Annotated in this window: 20 protein-coding genes; 16 read left to right on the top strand and 4 right to left on the bottom strand. The window is 68.9% G+C overall.

What is annotated here, in order from left to right; translation table 11 throughout:
- The first annotated feature begins 225 nt into the window (after positions 1 to 225).
- The 10 genes from FNV62_RS57420 (at position 226) to FNV62_RS54090 (ending at position 7,907) form a co-directional block, all read left to right on the top strand.
- Positions 226 to 354 carry a hypothetical protein gene (locus tag FNV62_RS57420; protein WP_263986815.1) on the top strand — a complete coding sequence of 43 codons (129 nt, stop codon included), beginning with the start codon at positions 226 to 228 and terminating at the stop codon, positions 352 to 354.
- A gap of 369 nt (positions 355 to 723) precedes the next feature.
- Positions 724 to 1,314, top strand: a complete 591-nt coding sequence (locus FNV62_RS54130) for a hypothetical protein (protein WP_144316342.1) — start codon at positions 724 to 726, stop codon at positions 1,312 to 1,314.
- Positions 1,315 to 1,559: 245 nt separating this feature from the next.
- A complete protein-coding gene (locus FNV62_RS56825) occupies positions 1,560 to 2,240 on the top strand; it encodes an ATP/GTP-binding protein (RefSeq protein WP_225900770.1) in 681 nt (226 codons plus the stop codon).
- Positions 2,241 to 2,412: 172 nt separating this feature from the next.
- Positions 2,413 to 2,979, top strand: a complete 567-nt coding sequence (locus FNV62_RS54120) for an SAF domain-containing protein (protein ID WP_225900769.1) — start codon at positions 2,413 to 2,415, stop codon at positions 2,977 to 2,979.
- 2 nt (positions 2,980 to 2,981) lie between these two features.
- Positions 2,982 to 3,854, top strand: coding sequence for a hypothetical protein (locus FNV62_RS54115; RefSeq protein WP_144316340.1), 873 nt, complete (start codon positions 2,982 to 2,984; stop codon positions 3,852 to 3,854).
- A complete protein-coding gene (locus FNV62_RS54110; RefSeq protein ID WP_144316339.1) occupies positions 3,847 to 5,412 on the top strand; it encodes a CpaF family protein in 1,566 nt (521 codons plus the stop codon). The genes FNV62_RS54115 and FNV62_RS54110 overlap by 8 nt, the downstream gene beginning before the upstream one ends.
- Positions 5,409 to 6,326, top strand: coding sequence for a type II secretion system F family protein (locus tag FNV62_RS54105; RefSeq protein WP_144316338.1), 918 nt, complete (start codon positions 5,409 to 5,411; stop codon positions 6,324 to 6,326). The genes FNV62_RS54110 and FNV62_RS54105 overlap by 4 nt, the downstream gene beginning before the upstream one ends.
- Entirely contained in the window at positions 6,323 to 7,216 is an 894-nt protein-coding gene (locus FNV62_RS54100) for a type II secretion system F family protein (RefSeq protein WP_144316337.1), read from the top strand. Before FNV62_RS54105 ends, FNV62_RS54100 begins: the two co-directional genes overlap by 4 nt.
- A 27-nt stretch (positions 7,217 to 7,243) precedes the next feature.
- Positions 7,244 to 7,432 carry a hypothetical protein gene (locus FNV62_RS54095; protein WP_060898280.1) on the top strand — a complete coding sequence of 63 codons (189 nt, stop codon included), beginning with the start codon at positions 7,244 to 7,246 and terminating at the stop codon, positions 7,430 to 7,432.
- Between the two features lie 52 nt (positions 7,433 to 7,484).
- Positions 7,485 to 7,907 (top strand): TadE family protein, encoded by a 423-nt coding sequence (locus tag FNV62_RS54090; RefSeq protein WP_225900768.1) that lies wholly within the window; start codon positions 7,485 to 7,487, stop codon positions 7,905 to 7,907.
- A 67-nt stretch (positions 7,908 to 7,974) separates the two neighbouring features.
- Here the strand turns inward: FNV62_RS54090 and FNV62_RS54085 are convergent, their stop codons facing one another.
- From FNV62_RS54085 to FNV62_RS54075, 3 genes are read right to left on the bottom strand one after another with little or no spacing between them, the layout of a single operon-like run.
- A complete protein-coding gene (locus FNV62_RS54085) occupies positions 7,975 to 9,723 on the bottom strand; it encodes a hypothetical protein (RefSeq protein WP_143612429.1) in 1,749 nt (582 codons plus the stop codon).
- On the bottom strand, positions 9,720 to 10,034 hold the full coding sequence (locus FNV62_RS54080; protein ID WP_143612431.1) for a helix-turn-helix domain-containing protein: 315 nt from the start codon (positions 10,032 to 10,034) through the stop codon (positions 9,720 to 9,722). Before FNV62_RS54080 ends, FNV62_RS54085 begins: the two co-directional genes overlap by 4 nt.
- A 4-nt stretch (positions 10,035 to 10,038) precedes the next feature.
- On the bottom strand, positions 10,039 to 11,124 hold the full coding sequence (locus FNV62_RS54075) for a tyrosine-type recombinase/integrase (RefSeq protein WP_144316336.1): 1,086 nt from the start codon (positions 11,122 to 11,124) through the stop codon (positions 10,039 to 10,041).
- Between the two features lie 170 nt (positions 11,125 to 11,294).
- Between FNV62_RS54075 and FNV62_RS54070 the strand changes: the two genes are divergently transcribed.
- The 5 genes from FNV62_RS54070 to FNV62_RS54050 all read left to right on the top strand — a co-directional run bounded on the left by FNV62_RS54070 (position 11,295) and on the right by FNV62_RS54050 (position 18,402).
- Complete coding sequence (locus FNV62_RS54070; protein WP_225900767.1) at positions 11,295 to 11,738, top strand: TadE/TadG family type IV pilus assembly protein; 444 nt, start codon at positions 11,295 to 11,297, stop codon at positions 11,736 to 11,738.
- On the top strand, positions 11,738 to 12,190 hold the full coding sequence (locus tag FNV62_RS54065; protein WP_144316335.1) for a TadE/TadG family type IV pilus assembly protein: 453 nt from the start codon (positions 11,738 to 11,740) through the stop codon (positions 12,188 to 12,190). The genes FNV62_RS54070 and FNV62_RS54065 overlap by 1 nt, the downstream gene beginning before the upstream one ends.
- 8 nt (positions 12,191 to 12,198) lie before the next feature.
- Positions 12,199 to 15,606 carry a LysM peptidoglycan-binding domain-containing protein gene (locus FNV62_RS54060; RefSeq protein ID WP_144316334.1) on the top strand — a complete coding sequence of 1,136 codons (3,408 nt, stop codon included), beginning with the start codon at positions 12,199 to 12,201 and terminating at the stop codon, positions 15,604 to 15,606.
- 133 nt (positions 15,607 to 15,739) lie between these two features.
- Positions 15,740 to 17,626 (top strand): DUF2637 domain-containing protein, encoded by a 1,887-nt coding sequence (locus FNV62_RS58360; protein WP_225900766.1) that lies wholly within the window; start codon positions 15,740 to 15,742, stop codon positions 17,624 to 17,626.
- A 113-nt stretch (positions 17,627 to 17,739) separates the two neighbouring features.
- The gene (locus FNV62_RS54050) at positions 17,740 to 18,402 is read left to right on the top strand and encodes an HAD family hydrolase (protein WP_144316333.1); all 663 of its coding nucleotides are present in this window, start codon (positions 17,740 to 17,742) and stop codon (positions 18,400 to 18,402) included.
- Here the strand turns inward: FNV62_RS54050 and FNV62_RS54045 are convergent.
- Positions 18,383 to 19,612, bottom strand: a complete 1,230-nt coding sequence (locus FNV62_RS54045) for a helix-turn-helix transcriptional regulator (protein ID WP_144316332.1) — start codon at positions 19,610 to 19,612, stop codon at positions 18,383 to 18,385. The genes FNV62_RS54050 and FNV62_RS54045 overlap by 20 nt on opposite strands.
- A gap of 320 nt (positions 19,613 to 19,932) precedes the next feature.
- On the opposite strand from FNV62_RS54045, the gene FNV62_RS58355 reads away from it, so the two are divergent.
- The gene (locus tag FNV62_RS58355; RefSeq protein ID WP_413083908.1) at positions 19,933 to 20,427 is read left to right on the top strand and encodes an ATP-binding protein; all 495 of its coding nucleotides are present in this window, start codon (positions 19,933 to 19,935) and stop codon (positions 20,425 to 20,427) included.
- The last annotated feature ends 62 nt before the right edge of the window (positions 20,428 to 20,489 follow it).

Raw genomic sequence — 20,489 nt, 5'->3', positions numbered from 1 at the left:
TGTCGCAGCCTTGCAACTGCTCCGGAACTCACTTGAAGTTTGCTTACGCGAACGACTAGTTTACTTCTGCACAACGGGGCCATGTCCTTCAATCAGCCCCGTGTGCTCTGAACTTGGGAGATCCAGATGCCGCAAGCTACTGGTGAAGTTCGCATACCTGAAACGACGTCCGGCGGCGCTCGGCCCGCCCGGGCACGGGCCGTCTCGTACGTCGGGAACGCGTGCGTGATCGCGGGGGCCGACGACTTCGACCTGGACGACCTGAACCTGGTGCGCCACCGATTCCCGGGCCGACGCGTCACCCTCGACGGTGACGTGATCACCGTGTGGCCGACTCCCCCGCATGAGAGGTGAGGAGGACAGCATCCGGTCGTACCCGACATCACCAGGGCAGGCGCCGGAAGGACCGAGGGCACACGGTCTCGTTCCCGCGAACAGGGGCTGAACCGGTCCGCGCGAAGCGAAGGCCGACCCAGATCATGTGCGGGCGGGACGAGCGAATACACAGAACTACAAAGCGACTTCCGGTTTCGAAAGTGACCGGATACGTCACGAGTTGTACGAGTGAACTCAACTATCACGCTGGGAAGTTGACTGGCATATGCGTAATCTTCTGGCTACGCAAACGCATCAGCGCAGCTCGACCAGGTTTCATGGGGCGGGTAATCGGGCGGCACGCCCGCGTCGGCCGTCCGCCCCAGCTGCGCTGAACGGGGAGGCATCATGAAACGCCGCGCACACCGGACTGTCCATTCCGCCGTTCGCATCCGGGATCGCCACCGGGGCGCGGCCTTGGTCATGGCACTGGTTGCACTCACCGCTGGCTGCTCTTCCTCCGGAGATCACGGCGGCGAGGCCAAGAAGACGACCAGCCCGGCGCCGACGAAGTCGACTGACCCCGACGCGTCGGAGAAAACTGCGGTCCTCGAGGCCTACCGCAACATGTGGAAGGCCCGAAACCGGACGTACGCCACGGCGAAGCTCGACTCGAAGCTCGAGGACTACGCCGGCAACAAGGCGCTGTCCAACATCAAGGCGACGCTTATCTACTACCAGGACCACGGCACCGTGCTGAAGGGCGAGCCCGTTAACTCGCCTGAGATCACCGGTATCGACACCGCAGCGAAGCCGATGAAGGCGACCATCGCTGACTGCGTGGACACCAGTCACTACGACGAAGTGAACGCCAAGACAGGCAAGAAGGTCCCGGTCGGGACGGCGCCCGTCCGGGTGGTGTACAACGCGACCGCGATCAACTCGAACGGCAAGTGGATCATCTGGACGACCGAAATCGACCGGGGGCGCACATGCTGAGGGCACGTCGTACAACCTCCTTAGGGGCGCTGGTCTTTGTCCTGCTGGGCGCTTCGGCCGGCGTCGCGGCAGCCGGAGGCCCGGGAGGCGGCGTGGACTGCCCTCCGGACCAGCTGAAATGCGACATCACCGCCCAGGACCCCGGTTTACCCGCAGGCAGCAAACCGTCCGGTTCCAGCACGCCGAGCGGCGGGAAGCGTGTCTGCGAGGTCCGCGGTCAGACGGTCCCGTGCTCGAGGCCCGGCATGGGCACCTTCAACTCGGCAGACGGCTGCTACTGGCTGCTCATGAACCCGCAGCCCGATCCGGCCAGAGCGCGGCTGGCGACTGGTGTGCCCGCCGACTGGAAGCCGGGTGACAAAGGCGCGTTCTACAACGTCACATGCCCGGGGAACCCGTTGGCGGGCGGCACGGTGTACTCGGCAACCGACCCGGCCGCCGCAGCCGTCGACCCGGCCCAGTTGGCCCAACAAGCCGTGAAACAGATGACCCTTCTGGGCCCGGAGATCGGCATAACCCCCAAACCGGGTGGCAAAGGCGTTGTCGGCATGCCGGTCTACCTATGGGACACGAAGTCAGCGGAGACGTACGGCCCACAGAGCAAGAGCGCCTCCGCGGGCCCTGTCACCGTCACCGCGACCGCCCACGTTACGAAGATCGTGTGGACGATGGGCGACGGCAACACCGTCACCTGCACCACCGCCGGGACCCCGTACAAGGCGGCATACGGAAAGCAGCCCTCCCCGGACTGCGGCCACCGCTACGAACAGCCGTCCTCCGCCCAGTCCTCGGGCAAGTACCACGTCACCGCGACCTCCACCTGGACGATCGACTGGCAGGGCGGCGGGCAGACCGGCCAGCTCACCGAGATCCGTAACAGCGCCGTGGACATCGCAGTGGCCGAGGTCCAGGTCCTCAACAACTGACTGACCACGCGTCGCATCCCTCGAACCCCTGGAAGGCCCCACTGTCATGGAATCCCCCGCCGCGCCGGCAGTGCCACGTCCGCAAGGCACGACAGCCCGTCCCGAGATCCCGATCACCACGACCCCACCGGTCAAGCGGGAGCGCCGTTGGTCGGTAGCCGCCCTGTGCATTGTGCTTGCGGTAGTCGCAGCGCTGGGCGCGGCGGCGGCCGTCAACTCGGCGAGTGACCGTACGAAGGTGCTGGCTGTCGCCCGTGACGTGCCGGCCGGACAGGTCCTGACAGCGACGGATGTGACCGTGGCCGAGGTCTCCACTGACTCCGCCCTGTCCCCGTTGCAGGCGTCCGACAAGGCATCCGTGGTCGGCAAGCGGACTGCCGTAGACCTGCGCAAGGGCGGACTGCTTCTCGCCTCGCAGCTTGCAGCGGGCACCGGTCTGGGTGACACCAGGCAGCAGGTGGGCGTACTGGTCAAACGCGGCCAGGCCCCGGCCGGAACCCTGTCCGCTGGCGACAAGGTCCTCGCCGTCACCACTCCGGCTCAGGGCGATAACACCAGCACGAAGGACGACGCGGCAGCCCCGTCCTCGATCAACGCGGTTGTCGTGTCGCTGTCCCGTCCGGACGCCACCGGCTCCGTCGTCGTGAACCTTGCCGTCGCCACCACCGACGGCCCTGTCCTGGCCACCCGCGCCTCCCAGGGGCGCATCGCGCTGGTCCGTGAACCGCGGAGCAACTGACCATGCCCGTCACCTGTATCGCCTCCGCGAAGTCCTGTGGCGTCACCACCGCCGCTCTTGCTCTCACCCTGGCCTCCAGCCGCCCGTCGCTGCTCGCCGAGTGCGACCCGGCCGGCGGCACCATCCGCGCCGGGCTGCTGCAGGGCCAGATCAGCGCCGGATACGGCCTCTACCACCTGGCGGCCGCCGACCGCGTCGGACCGGCCGAGCTGGCCAACGCCTTCGCCTCACACTTGTGGCCGCTGGACGGCACCACCGGCCACCGCAAGGTGCTGCCCGGGCTGACCGATCCGGCCCAGGCCGGATCCCTGAGCCGGACCTGGCCTGCCCTCGCCGACGTCCTGCACGTCATGGCCGAATCCGCCGGCCATGACGTGTTCATCGACGCCGGGCGCCTGGCCCTGGAATCCGGGCACCTGCACCCCACTCTCACCCCGGCGCCGCTCCTGCACCGGGCCGACCTCGTGCTGCTTGCCGTCCGTGGCACCGAGCAGGGCCTCACGCTGGCGCGCCACCTGATGCGTCCGCTGCGCGCCGAACTCGACGAGCACGGTTCCGGATCCGACGCGCTCGGCCTGCTCCTCATCGAGGACGGCCCGTTCCGCTCGCATCAGGTCGCCGAGGCCCTGGAGGCGCCGGTGCTGGCGTCGTTGCCGTGGGACGCAGAGACTGCCGCCTACCTCACCGCCGGCGGGAAGCCGCCGCGCGGGTTCGCCCGCAGCCCGCTGCTGCGCTACGCCCGCACCGCCACTGAGCAGTTCGAGGCGCTCGCCGCACGCCGCAAGATTCAGCAGCACTACCCCAGTGCCCCGGCCCACCCGCAGCTCGCGGGCCTCCTGGACCGGCTGGCCCAGCGAGGAGGCGGCCGTGGCTGACACGCACCAGCGCGCCGGCGTCAACGGGCAGATCCCCCCGCCGATGGGCCGCGACGACATCGCCCATCTGCTCACCGGCAAGCTCGGCGAACGGCGGCCCGCGCCACCCGTCGCCCCAACGGCGGCCGCGCCACCGGCGGTGCCCGGCGGCACCGTCAGTCCCACGGCCGTTCCCCGGCTGGCCGGACTGCCGACGGAACTCCTGCCGGTCGGCTGGGAGGTCATCGAAGCCCTGCAGGCGGATGTGTCCGCCGAGCTGAGCAAGAAGGACCCCGAGCGCACCATGGCCGAGCCGGACCGGCGCGCCCTGGCCCGCTCGCTCGCCAGCACTGCCGTCGCCGACTGGGCCACCAAATACGCGCAGGGCAACACCCCGCTGACCCAGGACGAGGAAGGCCGCATCGCCACCGCGGTCTACGACGCGATGTTCCGCGGCGGACGCCTGCAGTCCCTCCTCGACGAGGACGGCGTCGAGGACGTGATGGTCGACGGGCTGACTGCACACGTGGAGTACTACGACCGCCCGCGGCGCACGATCGACAAGGTCGCCGACTCCCACGACGAGCTCATCACGTGGGTCAACCGGATGGCCCGCCAGTCCGGCCAGGGTGAGCGTGCCCTGACGCAGGCGACGCCGATGGTCGGCTTCCGGATGCCCGACGGCTCCCGTGTCACCGCGAGCCTGCTCACCAGCCGCCCCTCGGTCGTCATCCGCAAGCACCGCATCCGCCAGCACGGCATCGGCGAGCTCGTGCAGTGGCAGTCGATCAACCCGCTGCTGGAGCGGTTCCTTACCGCGTGCGTCCAGGCGCGGATGAACGTCCTCGTGGTCGGCGACATGGGCGCCGGCAAGACGAGCCTGCTGCGCGCCCTGGGCCGGGAAATCCCGCCTGCTGAACGGCTGGTGACCCTCGAATCCGACCGCGAGCTCTACCTGGACGAGCCCGGCCCGAAGCCCGGCCCGGTGACTTTCGCCTTCGAAGCGCGCCAGTCCAACGGTGAACGCAGCACGGGTGACCGGCTCGCAGGGGAGGTCAGCATCGCGGACATGTTCGCGACCGCGTTGCGCTACAACGCCACCCGCGTCATCGTCGGCGAGGTCCGCTCCACCGAGATCGTCCCCATGCTGCAGGCGATGTCCGCCGGTGGCTCCGGGTCGATGTGCACCATGCACGTGCGCCGCCCGCACGCCATCGTCTCCCGCCTCGTGCAGCTGTGCACGGAGGCCAGCATGGCCACCGAGGCCGCCCACCACCTCATCGCCTCCGCCATCGACGTCGTCGTCTACCTCACCTACCTCGACGAAACCGGCGTCGGCGGCCGCAAGCACCGCTTCGTCTCCCACATCTACGAGATTCACGACGTCGTCGGCGAGGCCGGACGGCCCACCACCACCGAACTGTTCGCCCCGGGCGGTGGCGACCCGCGCGCGATCTACCAGAACATGCCGTCCTTCATCGACGAACTGGAGCGCACCGGCCTGATCGCCCGCTCGTGGCTGGCCGAGAACCCGCACGGCTGGTGGGGAGAGCCCCTGCAGACGGTGGGACGACGATGACCACGTCTCAGCTCGCCTTGGTCGCGGCCTGCTGCGCTGTGCTGGCAGTCATCGCCGCGGTCGCCACCGCCCGCGAACTCCGCGGCCGCATCCCCGACCCCGTCAAACCGCCCTCCCGCATCGCCGCCCGGATGCGCCGCGCCAAGGACGAACTGCCCGAGAGCTGGCAGCGCCGCTGGCGCCACCTCGTCATCACAGCCGCCGTCGTCACCCTGGCCGTATGGGCCTATACGGGCTGGCCCGTGCACGGCCTGCTCGCCGGCGCCGCCGTCCTGGGCCTGCCCTTCGTGCTACACCCCGGCGGCGCCGCACAGGCCCGCATCGAACGCCTCGAAGCGCTCGCCCAGTGGCTCAACCACCTCGCGGGCGTCCATACCGCGGGCATCTCGCTGACCCAGACCGTGCGGGCCTCCGCGAAGAACGCCCCCGGCCCGATCGCGGGCAACGTGCAACGCCTCGCTGACCGGCTGCGCACCGGCATGGACGCCCATCTCGCGTTCGCGATGTTCGCGGACGAGCTCGCCGACGGCGTCTCCGACCACGTCGTGCTGCTCTTCCAGAGCCACGCCGTCTACAAGGGCCCCGGCCTGGCCGACGCTCTCGAAGCGCTCGCGGTGACCATCCACCAGCAGGCCGCCGACGCCCGTGACGTCGAAGCCGACCGCGCCTCCGTCCGCAAGTCCTCCCGCCAGGTCTCGCTCGTCATCTGCATCGTCGTCATGGGCTGCATGCTGAACAACGCCTGGTCCGGCTGGTACGCCAGCCCCGTCGGACAGGTCGCGCTGATGGTCCTGGGCGGCCTGTTCGCATGGACCCTGTCGTGGCTGCGCCGCATCGCCCGCACGAAGCCCGACCCACGACTGCTCGACCCGCTGCCCTCCCACCTGGCCGTCCTGGAAGGGGACACCCGATGATCCCCATGAATGCGGTGCTGCCCGCAGCCGCAGCGGGCGTGATGATCGGCCTCGCCGTACGCGCCGCCCTGCCCACCAAGCCGGACCTGGCCAGCGTCCTGGACCGCCTCGACGCCGCCCACGTCACCAACGCCGTGCCCGTTGCCGCGCCACCCGGCGCGCGCGGCGTGCCAGAACGCGTCGGCGCCCGGCTGCTCGACGAGTTCGGCGTCCGTATCCGCCTGCCGCTCAGCGACCTCAGACTGCTGCGGATCTCCCCGGCCGAACACCTCGGCAAGCGCGTCCTGTTCGCCCTGTACGGGCTGCTCGCCCCCCAGCTGCTGCAGGCGATGCTCGCCTTCGCCGGCACGCCGTTCCCGTTCGCCATCCCGGCCGGCGTCTCGCTCCTGCTCGGTGCGCTGTTCTGGTTCAGCCCCGGGCAGGACGTCAAACGCGACGCGGCCGCCGCCCGCCTCATCGTGCGGCATGCCGCCGCCTCCTATCTCGAGCGCGTCGCGCTGGCCCGGGTCGCCAACAGCGGCGCCGGGCAGGCACTGACCCAGACCGCCGAGGTCGGCGACGGCTGGATCTTCCAGCGGATGCGCCAGGTCTTCGACCACGCCGAGCTCGCCGGCGTGACCCCGTGGGACGCCCTCAAGCAGCTCGGCGAGGAACTCGGCATTCCCGAACTGACCCGGCCCGCCGACACCCTGGCCCTGGCCGGAGACGGCGCCGCCGTCTACACCACCCTGCAGTCCCAGGCCCGCCAGCTGCGCATCGCGCTGCTGTCCGACGCCAAAGCACAGGCCAACGAGGCCTCCGCGGCAATGGTCCTCCCGGTCACCCTCGCCGTGATCCTCATGCTCGCCTTCGTCATGATCCCGATCGTCAACACGATCCTCGCCAGCTGACCTGGCGCCCGAAAGGAAACGGACCCCATGGACATCCAGCTCCTCACCGTATGGATCCGCGCCCGCGCCGAGCAGCTGCGCACCGCCCGTGACAGAGGTGCCACCAGCACCGAACTCGCCGTCCTCGCCGGCGCCCTGCTCGTCGGCGCGGGCCTGCTCGTCACGGCCATCCGCGCCAAACTCCTGGAGAAGATCGGCATCATCGACGGCGGCTGAGGACGACCACACGCGCCCAGACACCACACCGACGACGATCGAGGGGGAAACCGTGGCACGCCGATCACGGCACCTCAGGGCCATCCGCGCACGCATCCGCCGCAGGGACGACGGCGTGCTGGGCCTCGAACTGGCCACCCTGGCCCTCGTGGTGCTCGCGCTCGCCTTCACCACCATCCAGGTCGGCCTGTACTACCACGCCCGCAAGGTCGCCCAGTCCGCCGCACGACAAGGCGTGGACGCCGGACGGCAGTTCGGCGCCAGCGAAGGCGACGGTCTCGCACAAGCTCAGGAGTACCTCGCCCGCTTCGGCGGCTCCGTGAAAGACGCCCAGGTCTCGGCAAACGGCAGCACCGCCCAGCAGATCCGCATCACCGTCACCGGCAATGTCGCCACCCTGGTCCCCGGCCTCACACTGCACGTCACCCAGCACGCCGACGGACCGATCGAACGCTGGACCAACATCGCCCGTTAGTTCGCGATTTCTGAAGGGTGGATTGCGGCGAACCCACGGAAAGGAGGTGCCACTGATGGCTATTGGATCATTGAGTTCGCGAACTCGGCTGGTGCTGGGCCGTGTCGCGTTCGAAGAGTCGGCGCACTTCGGGGTTCTCGAGGGAGCTGGTGTAGCGGACCGCGCCGTAAATGCTCATGTCGAAGAGGTCGCAGACGCGTCGGAGATCTCCGTCAGTGGCGAGCACTTCGTCGAGGATCCGGTCTTCGCGCAGATGCCTCGGGGTCATACCCAAGAGGCGGTGGAACCACATCGGTCCTACTGGGTCGGTGCGTGGGGCGGTCTGCAGGTTGATGATCAGGTGCGGGTTGAGAGTGCGGGGCCAACGCCGCTGCCGGTGGTCGAGGTATGCGGTCAGCCGCTGTTGAACCGGGCGGGCCAGCGGAATGTCTCGCTCGTCGAGGTGCAGTCGGCCGTCGTGGATGTCGGCCAGGTGCAGGCGGCGGATCTGTCCCGGCATCAGCGCGTGGAAGACCAGCAGTGCGGAGACGAGGGCGGCTGTGGGGTGCGAGCTGTCCAGACGTTCGCGTACGACCACGGGTGCCAGGGGCAGCGGGTCGCGGCCCTCGGCCCTGAGGGTGCGGAGGCGGGCGGTGGGGTTGGTGAACACGACCTTGCGTGCTTTGAGGATGCGGAAGAGCGAGCGAAGTCCCTGGCTCTGATGCGAGCGGTCGGTGCCGCTGTGGGGAAGCACGTCCAGCACGTGCTCTCGGGTGATCTCCCTCAGGGTCGTGTGGCCCGTCGCGGCCCACTGCTCGAGCGCGGGCAAGGACCACAGAAGCAGAAGACGGATGGTCTTGTGGTCGCGAGGCTGGCTGCGAGGAGGGGTGCTGCTGCCGTTCAGCAGGATGTCGAACCAGGTCCGCAGTTCCTCAGCCATGGGGGCGGGCAGACCGGCGGTCTTCCGGTCGAACCACGGCACCACGGCGGAAACAAGGTCGTCCTCCAGGAGGCCGACGGCCGCCAGGACCCTGCCGATCTGAGCAGCGGGCAGTCTGATCGAGGAGAGGGCCTGGACGTCCTGGGCCCGGATCGGTGCGCCGGGCGTGTCCTGGGTGCCCAGCAGGATCCGGATGCCCTGACGGACGCGGTTGGTGGGGCTCTTCGTCCAGCCGTGCTGTGTCGCCCGCTGAAGGGTGAAGTGGTCGAGGAAGGCTGCCGCGCCGAGGTCAGGTGGCTCGGGAAAGGAACGGCGAAGGCCCGTGGCGAGGTCGCGCGGGAGATCGAACAGAACCGTCTGCCGGTGCTCCACCGGAACCGGGTGGGCGAGGGTGACAGCGGCCGTGGAGCGTGGGCCCGCCGCGCGGAGGTTGCGGGTGGGCAGGGCGAAGTACAGCTGCTGGCCGTGCCGGTTGGCTTCGGCGGCCGGGAAGTACTTCGCGTGGCGTCGGACGCGTTCAGCGACGGTCTGCCGCCAGCACAGCCGGCATGTTCCGCCCGGTTTGGTGGGGCGGCGGTGTTCACAGAACGGGCAGGTGGCGACCGGGTAGTGCTCGGGCCGTGCGCGCCACGAAGTGCAGCCCTTGCACAGCCAGTTGCCGCGCCGGGTCACGCCCCAGGCATGGCAGTCCCGGCAGGAGCCCGGCGGCTGGGGAGCGAAGTGGTGGCACAGCCGGCACAGGCCGCTGGAGTAGTAGTCGCGGTCCGATCCACAGTCCCGGCAGCGCGGCGGGACGTGCGGACCATCAGGCATGCAGTCGTAGCAGAGGTCGGACCGGCTGGTGGCGACCGGCTTGGTGCGGCATCCCGGACAGATGCGCGGGTGGTTGCGCGTCATGCCGGGGGCGCCGAGCGGTTGCGCCCGAACCGCGGCGTGATCACCGGCCCGCCCACTGCCTCGGCGGGCTGTGCCGGTTTGCGGGCCGCGACTTTGTCCGGTTCGCAGATGAGCAGGTCGGTGGGGCTGCATTCCAGGACGGCGCAGAGCACGTCGAGGTCATCGAGCCGGATGGTCGTCGGAGTACCGGTCCACAGCGCCGACATCTTGCCGGCGCTGATCTCCAGGCCGGCTTCGGAGAGCCGGCGGCGCAGTTCGGTGGACTTCCAGATGCCCTGTTCGGCTGCTCTCATGCGAAGTTGCCAGCGCATCGGGTCACCTCGCCTCTCCGCAGAACCGGGCAGTGACGCGCTCGTTGGCGTCCTCCCAGGCCCGCTCGATGTGGTCGTTATGGACGTGAATGTAACGAGTCGTGGTGGCGAGCCATTCATGGCCAAGGAGTTCCTGGATGGCCTTGAGATCGAGGCCGCGCAGGTAGAGCGAGGACGCGCAGTAGTGCCGCAGCCCGTGTGGGGTGAGTCGGTCGTTCCACTCCGGCAGCCAGGTCGCCACAGCCTGGGCCAGGCCAGAGCGGAGTGCGTCGTCACCCACTCGGGTGCAGTATCCGGTGAGGGGGTCGCGGCGCTCACTGGGCAGCAGCGGTGCGTCCGAGCGCTGCCAGTCGTCGCCGAACTGGTGACGGATGTCGGTCAGCCACCAGTTCATGAGCGAGTCGATGGAGTTGATCGCGGACACGAAGCGGGTCTTCGGTCCGCGTCCGCGGCTGCCTTTGCCGTACCGGACGTGCAGTTTGCCGTGGGATCCCAGGTCGGGACGCCAGTCCCGGATGTCGAGCATGACGGTTTCATTGATCCGCAGCCCTCCGCGGCGCCACAGGGACGCAGCGAAGTAGTTCCGCGCGGCCGGGAGGAACTTGCGGACACCGGGGAGTGTGGCGCCCCAGTTCGTGAAGAGATGCTCCACTTCCGGATCGGTCGGCGGCACTCGTACCGAATCGCCGCCGATCCGCGCCGGCCGGTTGAACTCGTCGATCGGCTGGACCAGCGCGTGCCCAGTCAGGGCGTGGATGTCGCCTTGATAGCGCAGCAGGAGGAAGTCGTAGAGTCCGGCGATGGCCAGCGCCTTCTTCTGCACCGTCGACTTGGCCAGGGCTCGATCTCTTCGCTGGTAGGCCAGGAAGCGGTCTGCGTCAGCAGGCTGGGCCGTCCATACCGAGCGTCCCAGGAACCGCAGAAACTCGAAGATCATCCCGCGCTCGCCTGCGATGGTGCTGTCGGCCCATCCCGCTCCGACCATCGCCAGCGCGTACTGATCTACCAGTTCCTGCTCGAAGTCCTCTCGCTCCTGTTCCGAGCGCAGCTCGCGTCCGGAGCCGATCGAACGGACAACCGCCAGCGCCATGGGTTCCTCAGTTCACTCGGAACGTCTGTACGCCAGGCTTTTCCACTTTCCTTCAAGAATCATGACGAAAGGTCGAGATCTTGCGGCAACGGGGTGAACCGCCTCTGGCCTGGGAAGCAGCTCCACCGGGGAACTCCTGGGCAGCAAGAACTCACGGCAGTAGCGGCACCGTGACGCGCCCCCGCCTGCTCCGACTGCTGCGCCAGGACCGGGGCAGCTACGCACTGGAGACCGCTGTCCTCGCACCCGTCCTGATCATCATCCTCGGCCTCATGATCGCCTTCGGCCGGGTCACCGACGCGAAGGGCGCGGTCGACGCCGCCGCCCACGCGGCGGCCCGCGCCGCCTCCCTCGAGCGCGACGCCGGCACCGCACAGACAGCAGCCCAGGAAGCGGTCACCCGCAGCCTCGACGGCGACGGCGTCACCTGCCAGACCTCCAGCGTCGCCATCGACACCTCCGGCTACGCCACCGACGTCGGCGAAGCCGCCACTGTCACCGCGACGATCTCGTGCACCGCGAACCTGTCCGACATCGGCGTGCCCGGCCTGCCCGGAGCCAAGACGATCACTGCGTCATGGACCAGCCCGATCGACACTTACAGGGCCCGCTAATGATCTTGATTGCCGTGCTGAGGAGCCGCCTCGCCCCGCTGCGTGCGCGCCGCGACGACGGCTCGATGTCCCTGTTCTTCGCCGTGACCACCGTGGCACTGCTGATGGTCATGGGCCTGCTCGTCGACGGCGGCGGAGCACTCAACGCCTCCAACCGCGCGGAATCCCTCGCCCAGGAGGCCGCCCGCACCGCCGGGCAGCAACTCGACCCCGCCCAGGCCATCGAGGGCACCGCCATCACCATCGACCCGGACGCTGCGCAGGCCGCCGCCCAGGACTACCTCGCAGCCGCCGGCGTACAAGGCGACGTCCAGATCACCGACGCCGGACAAACCATGACGGTCACCGTCCACGACACCTACCACACCTACTTCGCGCAGCTGATCGGCAAGGGAACCATCAACGTGACCGGCACCGCGACCGCACATCTGCAGACCCAGGCTGGAGGCTGAGCCCACCCGTGGCCCACCGAACCCCCGCACCCCTGCGCACCGTGGGCGCCCTGGTGCGCGCGCTGCTCGGCCTCGCCCTCCTCGTCGCCCTGCTCGCCGGTACCCCGTACGTGCTGCTGCTCGTCGGCACGCAGCCCACCGACCTGTCCGGCGGCATCGACGTCCTGCTCCGCCCGGACGACGGCACCCTCTTCTTCACCGCCATCACCTGCATCGGCTGGGTGGCCTGGGCCGCGTTCACCCTGTCGGTCGTCCTGGAGATCGTCGCTGTGACGCGGCGCCGTTCCGCGCCGCGCCTGCGCGGCCTGGGCGGCCTGCAGTCCATGGCCTCGTTCCTCGTCGGCGGGATCGTGCTCCTTGCGCCGACTGCCGCCTCCGCGGCGACCTCGGCGCCCGCCCACGCGGTGACCGCCACCCAGGCCACCGGCGACAGCACGCCCAGCGCCACGTTCTTTGCGTCCCCTTCGGCCGAGGGCACCAACGGCCCGACACACACCGTCAGCTCGTCCACCGAGCTGCCATGGGACCTGGCGGAGAAGTACCTCGGCAGCGGACAGCGGTGGCAGGACATCGCCGCCCTCAACCCCGACATCCCGGGCCTCGCCGCGGGCGACCAGTACCTGCCCAAGGGCGCGGTCATCGCGCTGCCTTCCGATGCCGTCCCTGCCGCACCAGCCGTCAGCCCAGCCAGCGCGCAGGCGGGAGGCGCCCGGACACAGCTGAATAGGAGTGCTCCGGATGCCGGCGGCGAGCGCGGGGCGACCGTCACGGTGCAGCCCGGCGACTATCTGTCGGAGATCGCCCAGAAGGAGCTCGGCGACGGTGCCAAGTGGCCGAAGCTGTTCGAAGCCAGCCGGGGCAAACCGCAGCCGCACGGCCTGCCAGAGATCACCAACCCGGATGTGATCTACCCGGGACAGCAGGTCACCGTGCCCGGCGCACGGGACGAGCGGCACGAGAAGCCCGCCGAGGGCGAGAGCGGCGACACGTCGAGCAGCCGACCGCACACCCCGTCGAGCACCAACGCTCCCCACAGCGGGCAGAAGCCCGGCGACGACCACGCAAACACGCAGGATCCCGCGCCACGTCAGTCCACCGCGCCTGCACCACAGACGTCCTCGCCCAGCAAACAATCCAGCCGTCCCACCCACCAGCCTGGCCAGGAGCAGGGGGCTGGACCCGCGGCGCCCCGCCCCAGTGCGAGCACCTCCGCAACGGCGTCCGCCGAGCCGTCCGCATCCGATGCCCCCTCCCCCACGGCTACGGCAACCCAGGAACCCGCCTCATCCCCGGCAAGCGGCACACTGCAGCTGCGTACCGTCCTCGGCGCCGGCGCGCTCCTGGCGGCCGCGGTCACCGGGGCGCTCGCGCTGCGCCGGCTGCTGCAGCGCAGTCGCCGCAAGCCGGGCGAGACGATCGCGATCGCGTCCGAGATCTCCCCGGCGGAGGCGCAGTTGGCGGCAGCCGCCGAGCCCGGCGGCGCCGCCCGCCTGGACGTAGCCCTGCGGACCCTGGCCCACCAGGCAGCCCAGGACGGCGACGGCGAACTGCCTCAGCTGCGGGCCGCGCGGATCGGCGCCCGCGCGCTCGAGGTGCTTCCCGAAGACCTTGCCCACGAACCACGGGCGCCCTTCGCCGCAGGGAAGAACGGTTGGTGGGTGCTGCCGCCCGACGCGCCCCTCCTGGAAGAGGAGGCTGCCCGCGAGGTGCCGGCGCCGTATCCGGCGCTGGTCACGATCGGCAGTACCGAGGCCGGTGACCTCCTGCTGCTCAACCTCGCGCAGGTGCCCGCGTTGCTGCTGGAGGGCAACCCGGCCCGCATCACCGAGGTGTGCACCTCGCTCGCCCTGGAACTCGCGATGAGTCCGTGGGCAGCCGAAGTCGAGGTCGTCACCGTCGGGTTCGGCCAGGACCTGCCGCAGCTGCTGCCCACCGCGCGGATCGCCCACATGCGGCAGGCCGCGCACGCACTGCGGGACCTGAGCGAACGGCTCCTGGAAGCACACCAGATGCCCGAAACCCAGCATCAGCCCTACCTGCTGCTGTGCGCGTCCGCTCTGGACGCGGACCTTGCGTGGAAATTTGCCGACGTCATCGACAAGGCCGGACCAGTTCCTGTCACCTTGGTGGCCCCGGCGAGTACGGCAGCCGCACACTTCCACGAAGCGGAGATCCTCAACGCCTCGCTCGGCGAACCGCAGCAACTCGACTACACCGGCACTCAGATCACCCTGCAGCGTCTGGAGCATGCCGCCTACCTGCAGATCACCACCGCACTGAAAGTGTCCGGGCAGCCGTCCCACCCGGCCGAGGGGCCCTGGGGGGAGGTCCCGGACGAGCCGGACACCGCACAACACCCCACACCACGCGGGATGGATGAACCTGCACGGCGTGACGCCGGGCAAGAGACACACCCCGTCCCGGCAATCACCGTTGACGCGGGCGAAGGCGTGTTCCCGGCGCTGCTGGCTGCGTCCGCCGATCCGACCGGACTACGTCTCCTGCCCGCCGCGCAGACACCAGGTGAACCCCACGGCGAGCCCGGAAAAGCCCCGGACACAACTGCGACGGATGCCGCGGCAGCGAAGACATCCGCCTCGCAGACGACTGCAGAGCCTGCAGCCACCAAGTACGCCGGGCACGAGAGCGAGGCCGGGGCTCAGGATCTCCACGCCCCGGAGATCCGGGTACTGGGGCAAGTGGAAGTGACCGGTGTGGCCCACACCGGCCACGGCCCGCGCCAGGCCCAGCTCGCCGCCCTGATGTACTTCCGGCCAGGCCGCAGCGCCGATGCCCTGTGCGCCGACATGGACCCGCTCGCCCCCTGGTCGGCAAGCACCCTCAACGCCAGGGTGCAGGGCCTGCGCCGCGCTCTCGGCAGCGACCCGTCCGGCAAGGCGTACGTGCCGCGCCGCCGTGCCGGCGATGACCCCTACAAACTGTCCGAGAGCGTGCGCTGCGACTGGACGCGGTTCCTCCAGCTCACCGAGCACGCCCTGCCACGGGGACCTGCTGGACTGCCGAAGCTGGAGCAAGCGCTCGGTCTCGTCCGGGGCCGGCCGTTCGGGACCCGGCCACTGCCATGGGCCCAGCCCTACCAGCAGGAGATGATCACCCGAATCATCGACGTCGCCCACAGCGTGGCCGTCTACCGCACTCCGGCGGGCCCGCACCACGACCTCAACAAGGGCAGGCAGGCGATCGCGACCGGGCTTGAGGCCGACGACAGCGCGGAGCTGTTGTACCGGGACTGGATGCGCATTGAGAGCGCAGCCGGGAACCGGCAGGGGCTGCACACCGCCATCACCCGGGTCCAGCAGATCAACCGCGCCCTCGACTGCTCCCTGGAAATCGAGACCGAACAGCTCATCCACGACCTCCTGAGCGCCACCGACCGACAGGCCCCGGCCCAGTGATCCCCCTCCCGCAGCTCAGCCACTGCAGGCCGTCCCGAGCCAGGGCGTGCGACCCGCCCCACGGCACGGTTCAGCGCGCACGTGTGACAGCCATGCAGATACGAGGTCGTTGATGGAGAAAGGCCAGCAGCGCGTGACAGCAGGGAGCACGACACCAGCGACAGAGCTTGGCCGGGCGCACCGCGTCCTGATCGGTGTGGTCGTCGCCGGTGCGCTCGTCATCGCGGGAATCGGCTTCGCGGGTTCCTACGCGGCCGTGCGCGAACTGGCCCTCAAGAAGGGCTTCGGGAACTTCGCGTACGTCTTCCCGATAGGCATCGACGCGGGTATCTGCGTCCTGCTCGCCCTGGACCTCCTGCTGACCTGGATCCGCATCCCCTTCCCACTGCTGCGCCAGACGGCGTGGCTGCTGACGGTCGCGACGATCGCCTTCAACGGCGCGGCGGCCTGGCCGGACCCGCTGGGCGTCGGCATGCACGCGGTCATCCCGGTCCTGTTCGTGGTCTCCGTCGAGGCGGCCCGGCACGCGATCGGCCGGATCGCGGACATCACCGCCGACAAGCACATGGAGGGCGTCCGCCTCACCCGCTGGCTGCTCTCGCCCATCCCGACCTTCCTCCTGTGGCGCCGTATGAAGCTGTGGGAGCTGCGCTCCTACGAGCAGGTCATCAAGCTGGAGCAGGACCGCCTCGTCTACCAGGCCCGCCTCCACTCCCGCTTCGGGCGTGCCTGGCGCCGCAAGGCCCCGGTGGAGTCGTTGATGCCGCTGCGCCTGGCCCGCTACGGCGTGCCGCTCGCCGAGACCGCCCCCTCCGGCCTGGCCGCCGCGGGCATCGAGCCGGCCCTCCTGCCCCCGCTCGCTGTCGAGCAGGATCCCGCCACGATGCAAGCGGACGCCCCGGCACTCGAAGCCCGAACACCCGGCCAGGACGAGCAGCCGGAGGCGGCGAGCGAGGACGCGCAGCATGTCATGCAGGTTCCGCGGGCGGGCGTCGGGCAGCCGCGTGAGCAGGCGTCCATCGACGACGCCGACGGACGCTTCGCCGAGGCCTACCAGTCGTGGCGCGCTCAGTTCCAGAGTGAGCCCACAGCCGCCCAGTTCGCCTCCTTCCTCCGAGACGAGTTCGGTGTCTCCACCGCGGCCGGTGGTCCGCTTTCTGATGACCAATTGCAGCCCCTGCTCAGGGCTTTCCAGCAGCGCTATACCTCACCACCCGAAGCTCATCCTGCTTCGGGCGACACGGAACCGGCCGCAGCAGACGAGTCGTGGGACGGGTTCTTCTACAGTGCCTGGCTCACGTACGCGCATCAGTACGGCGAGTACCCCGATGCAGCCGTCCTCGCGGCCTATGTGTTCCAGCGGGACGGCATCACCGGAGCCGGCGGCCAGCCCCTCACCGGCGAGGACCTGGAGGGCTTCGTCACGGTCTTCCAGGAACGCGAGTTCGGCGACGCTGAATCGCAGGCGGAAGAAACGCCCCATGAAGCCGGCGAACAGGCGGCTCCAGTACCCGCCTCGGCCGAGACTGATACCCAGCCGACACCCGCCATTGTGGGAGCACAGGCCGCAGAGGGGAAGCAAGGCCTCCGGGTGAACGCTGCTATTGCCCATGAGGAGACCGCGCCCGCGGAGGCGGACGAGGAAAACGACCTCACCACCGTCGATCGCTACTACCTCGCATGGGCGGAGCACCAGAAACAACGCGGCACCGAACCCACGGACAAGCAACTGTCTGCCTACCTCGCCGAACAGGGCGTGCAGGGCCGCGGTGGAAAGCCGATCAGCCCGTCCACGCTGCGCAGGTACCTCCTGTCCTTCCGCGTCTACGGCGTCTGGGCCGAGCACCGGATGCGCAATGAGGCCCCCCTGGCCGACGCCGTTGCGCAGGACTGCACAACGCGCGGCATCACCGCCCAGTACAACAGCCCCATCACTGCCACCGACATCACGAAACAGGCCCCCGGCTTCGAGCGCCGCTGGAAAGCTCTCGCCCGTCACCGTGCCGAGGCCCAGAGCTGATGCCCCACTCGACGCGCGCCTTGCTCATCAACTGCCCCATAGGGTGGGTAATCGCCGAGAACCCCTGATCGGCTGCTGAGATTCGTTTCTCTGCGCCCCGATACGCTGCCGCCATGATTCGTGCAGTGGTGTTCGATGTCGGTGAGTGTCTGGTGGACGAGACCCGCGAGTACAGCACCTGGGCCGACTGGCTCGGCGTTCCCCGACATACCTTTCATGCCATGTTCGGCGCGGTCATCGCGCAGGGCCGCGACTACCGAGAGGTGTTCCAGGAGTTCCGGCCCGGTTTCGACTTGTATAAGGAGCGCGAGCTTCGGGTGGCCGCCGGTCAGCCGGAGGCGTTCGATGAGCGGGACCTGTACGAGGACGTCCGGCCAACGTTCAGGCAACTACGGACGGACGGCCTGTGGCTGGGCATTGCAGGCAATCAGACCATCCGTGCCGGAAAGCTCCTACGCGAGCTGTTCTCGGAGGACGTCGACCTGATCGGCACCTCGGACGACTGGGGCGCCAGCAAGCCAGCCCCCGAGTTCTTCCAGCGCGTTGCCGAAGTTGTCCCCTTCCGTAACGACGAGATCCTTTACGTCGGTGACCGCGTGGACAACGACCTGCGGCCAGCGGTCACCGCAGGCATGCACACCGCGCTGGTGCACCGCGGCCCATGGGCAACCATTCAGTGGCGGACCACGGAAGCCGAAAAGCTTCCGGCTTTCAGGATCGAGAGTCTCCTTGAGCTGTCCGCGCTGATCCTCAACTTCAACGAGTCAGCGCACTGACGGTCGTCGACCAGCCATACAGTCGGTCGTCCAGCTCTCGCACACACCGCTCGTTCTGGTGCGGCGCCAGCACGCGCCGCACCTCTCGCACCCGGTCCATTCCCATCGCGTACCAAGTCCGTTCCAGCTGATCGAGTGCCCGTAGGGCGTACCTGCAGGCCTCCTCAGGCTGTTCGGCAGCGGCCTCTACTGCGGCCAAATCGCCAAGTACAACGGTGGTCTGCTTCTCCTCGCTCGGATCAAGTGTGCTGAGTACAGCAAGGAGGGTCTCGCGTGCTTGCGGCAGATGCCCAGCCTTCAGCTGCGTATTGCCCTTAAACGCAGCTAGTCGTACAGGACTGAACCAGTCCAGCCACGGAGGATTAGCGTGCTCAGAGCCCGCGGCTAAGACATCCTCAGCATGGCCGATCAAACGCAGCGCGGGGCGCGTGTTGCCGCACCGGGTCTCGCACTCCGCCTCGACCGCGTCCAGCCAGGCAAGCAACTCCGCCGATGCGGGCCCGCGCCGCGCGTATGTACGCGCAGCCACCATGCGCTCGACGGCCTCGTCACGACGTGCGCCCCACGCCGGAATGAATGCCGTGTGAGCAAGCGCTGCGGCGCCGAGGAGCGGGTCATCTGCCTCGCCCGCAGCCTGGAGAGCGCGCAGCAGCGTCTGCGTTGCATGGTCCGGCTCTCGAAGGTCAAAGAACTCAATCCGGCCGGCGAGTAGGTACGTCTCGGCGAGCGCCGCGGCCACTCCCCGTCTGGTCTGTCCGGCCGTCTCGGACAGCAGGACCAAGCCCAGAGCGGCGTGGGTCATGGCTGAGGGATGCAGCGCGGCGGGGGCAACCGACCAGTACAAGCGCCGGTGCGACCGCGTCACCGCCTCGAAATCGGCTACCACGCTGGCCGGTTGGAGCATGGCGGCGGCCTGTGTCGGAATCGCAGCCAAGCCGACCGCAGCCGCTGCAGTCGCCAGTGCAGACCGGCGCCCTCGCTCAGGCCTCACGCCAGTTGGCGAGATGAATCCGAGCGCCTCGAGATCCTGGCCGAGCAAGCGCGAGAGTGCCTGTCCCACCTCTGGCTGCGGCCACGGCGGTACCTCTGACTCCCAACGACGTACCTGACGTACTCCCACCCCGAGCGCATCGGCAAGCGACTGCTGAGACGGGTAACCTGCCGCCACCCGGGCGGACTTGAGCTGAATGTTGCCTGCGGGCCGTGCCACTGCACACCTCCGTCTTGCCTCAATCGACAGTGTTACAGCAGGCCCTGCTTCTTACTAGTCACCACCTACAAGGCTTATTGAAAGTCCCCTTTTCGACCGAGAAAAGACCTCTGAAAGTCCTCGGAAAGGGACATCCACAGGGCCACTCTTAACGCACCGTGATCCGCGGCTACGGCGCGTATCAATGAGTGCCGCATGCACTACCACCCTGTTGTCCCCCAGGAGGCGACGCCCGTGTTACCCCGGTGTTCGATCGACGGCGCGTCTTTGACAGCGATTGAGGCCAGTCGGCTCTCCAAAGCCGGCGGCGGTGACTGCTGATGACGCTCACAGCGACAGCCATTCGCCTCGCACCCCGTCTGCATGAGGACCGGCCTGATGCCATGGCCGTGTGGTTTGAGCGGCAACTACGGAGCCCGGGCCAGTCAATGCCGCCTCAGGATGCCCGTCGTGTTCCGCAAATGCGTCGGCTCGTGGCCGCCCGGCTGCGCCTGTGTGGACTGTTCGAGCTGGTTGAGCCGATGATGCTGGTGACGAGCGAACTGGTCACCAACGCGCTGCAGTACGGAGACGGCCCGGGGGTGTCCCTACTCCTGTCCTGCTCGGGTAAGAGCGTTCGGCTGACGGTTGATGACGGCTCGCAGCAATGTCCCCAGATGCGTAGTACGCATGCGGAGGCCGAGAGCGGCCGGGGCTTGTGCATCGTCTCAATGGTTGCGTCGGAGTACAGCGGTTCCTGGGGCGTCAGCAGCGACCACACCCAGACCTGGTGCCTCCTCACAGCGCGTGCCTCGGGGAGGGGTACGGGCGTCTGAAGTCCTCGTCGCACCGCATGACCCCGCAGAACAGGGCATGCGGCGGCCCAGAGCTCGCACTG

The sequence above is a fragment of the Streptomyces sp. RLB3-17 genome, assembly GCF_007113425.2.
Taxonomy (GTDB): Bacteria; Actinomycetota; Actinomycetes; order Streptomycetales; family Streptomycetaceae; genus Streptomyces; species Streptomyces mirabilis_D.
This window is presented reverse-complemented; position numbering and strand designations above follow the sequence as displayed.

Bases quoted from the DNA above. Each gene is read 5' to 3' on its own strand.
- FNV62_RS54130 (WP_144316342.1), top strand. From the start codon at position 724: ATGAAACGCCGCGCACACCGGACTGTCCATTCCGCCGTTCGCATCCGG.
- FNV62_RS56825 (WP_225900770.1), top strand. From the start codon at position 1,560: ATGGGCACCTTCAACTCGGCAGACGGCTGCTACTGGCTGCTCATGAAC.
- FNV62_RS54115 (WP_144316340.1), top strand. From the start codon at position 2,982: ATGCCCGTCACCTGTATCGCCTCCGCGAAGTCCTGTGGCGTCACCACC.
- FNV62_RS54105 (WP_144316338.1), top strand. From the start codon at position 5,409: ATGACCACGTCTCAGCTCGCCTTGGTCGCGGCCTGCTGCGCTGTGCTG.
- FNV62_RS54100 (WP_144316337.1), top strand. From the start codon at position 6,323: ATGATCCCCATGAATGCGGTGCTGCCCGCAGCCGCAGCGGGCGTGATG.
- FNV62_RS54095 (WP_060898280.1), top strand. From the start codon at position 7,244: ATGGACATCCAGCTCCTCACCGTATGGATCCGCGCCCGCGCCGAGCAG.
- FNV62_RS54085 (WP_143612429.1), bottom strand. From the start codon at position 9,723: ATGACGCGCAACCACCCGCGCATCTGTCCGGGATGCCGCACCAAGCCG.
- FNV62_RS54080 (WP_143612431.1), bottom strand. From the start codon at position 10,034: ATGCGCTGGCAACTTCGCATGAGAGCAGCCGAACAGGGCATCTGGAAG.
- FNV62_RS54075 (WP_144316336.1), bottom strand. From the start codon at position 11,124: ATGGCGCTGGCGGTTGTCCGTTCGATCGGCTCCGGACGCGAGCTGCGC.
- FNV62_RS54065 (WP_144316335.1), top strand. From the start codon at position 11,738: ATGATCTTGATTGCCGTGCTGAGGAGCCGCCTCGCCCCGCTGCGTGCG.
- FNV62_RS54050 (WP_144316333.1), top strand. From the start codon at position 17,740: ATGATTCGTGCAGTGGTGTTCGATGTCGGTGAGTGTCTGGTGGACGAG.
- FNV62_RS58355 (WP_413083908.1), top strand. From the start codon at position 19,933: ATGACGCTCACAGCGACAGCCATTCGCCTCGCACCCCGTCTGCATGAG.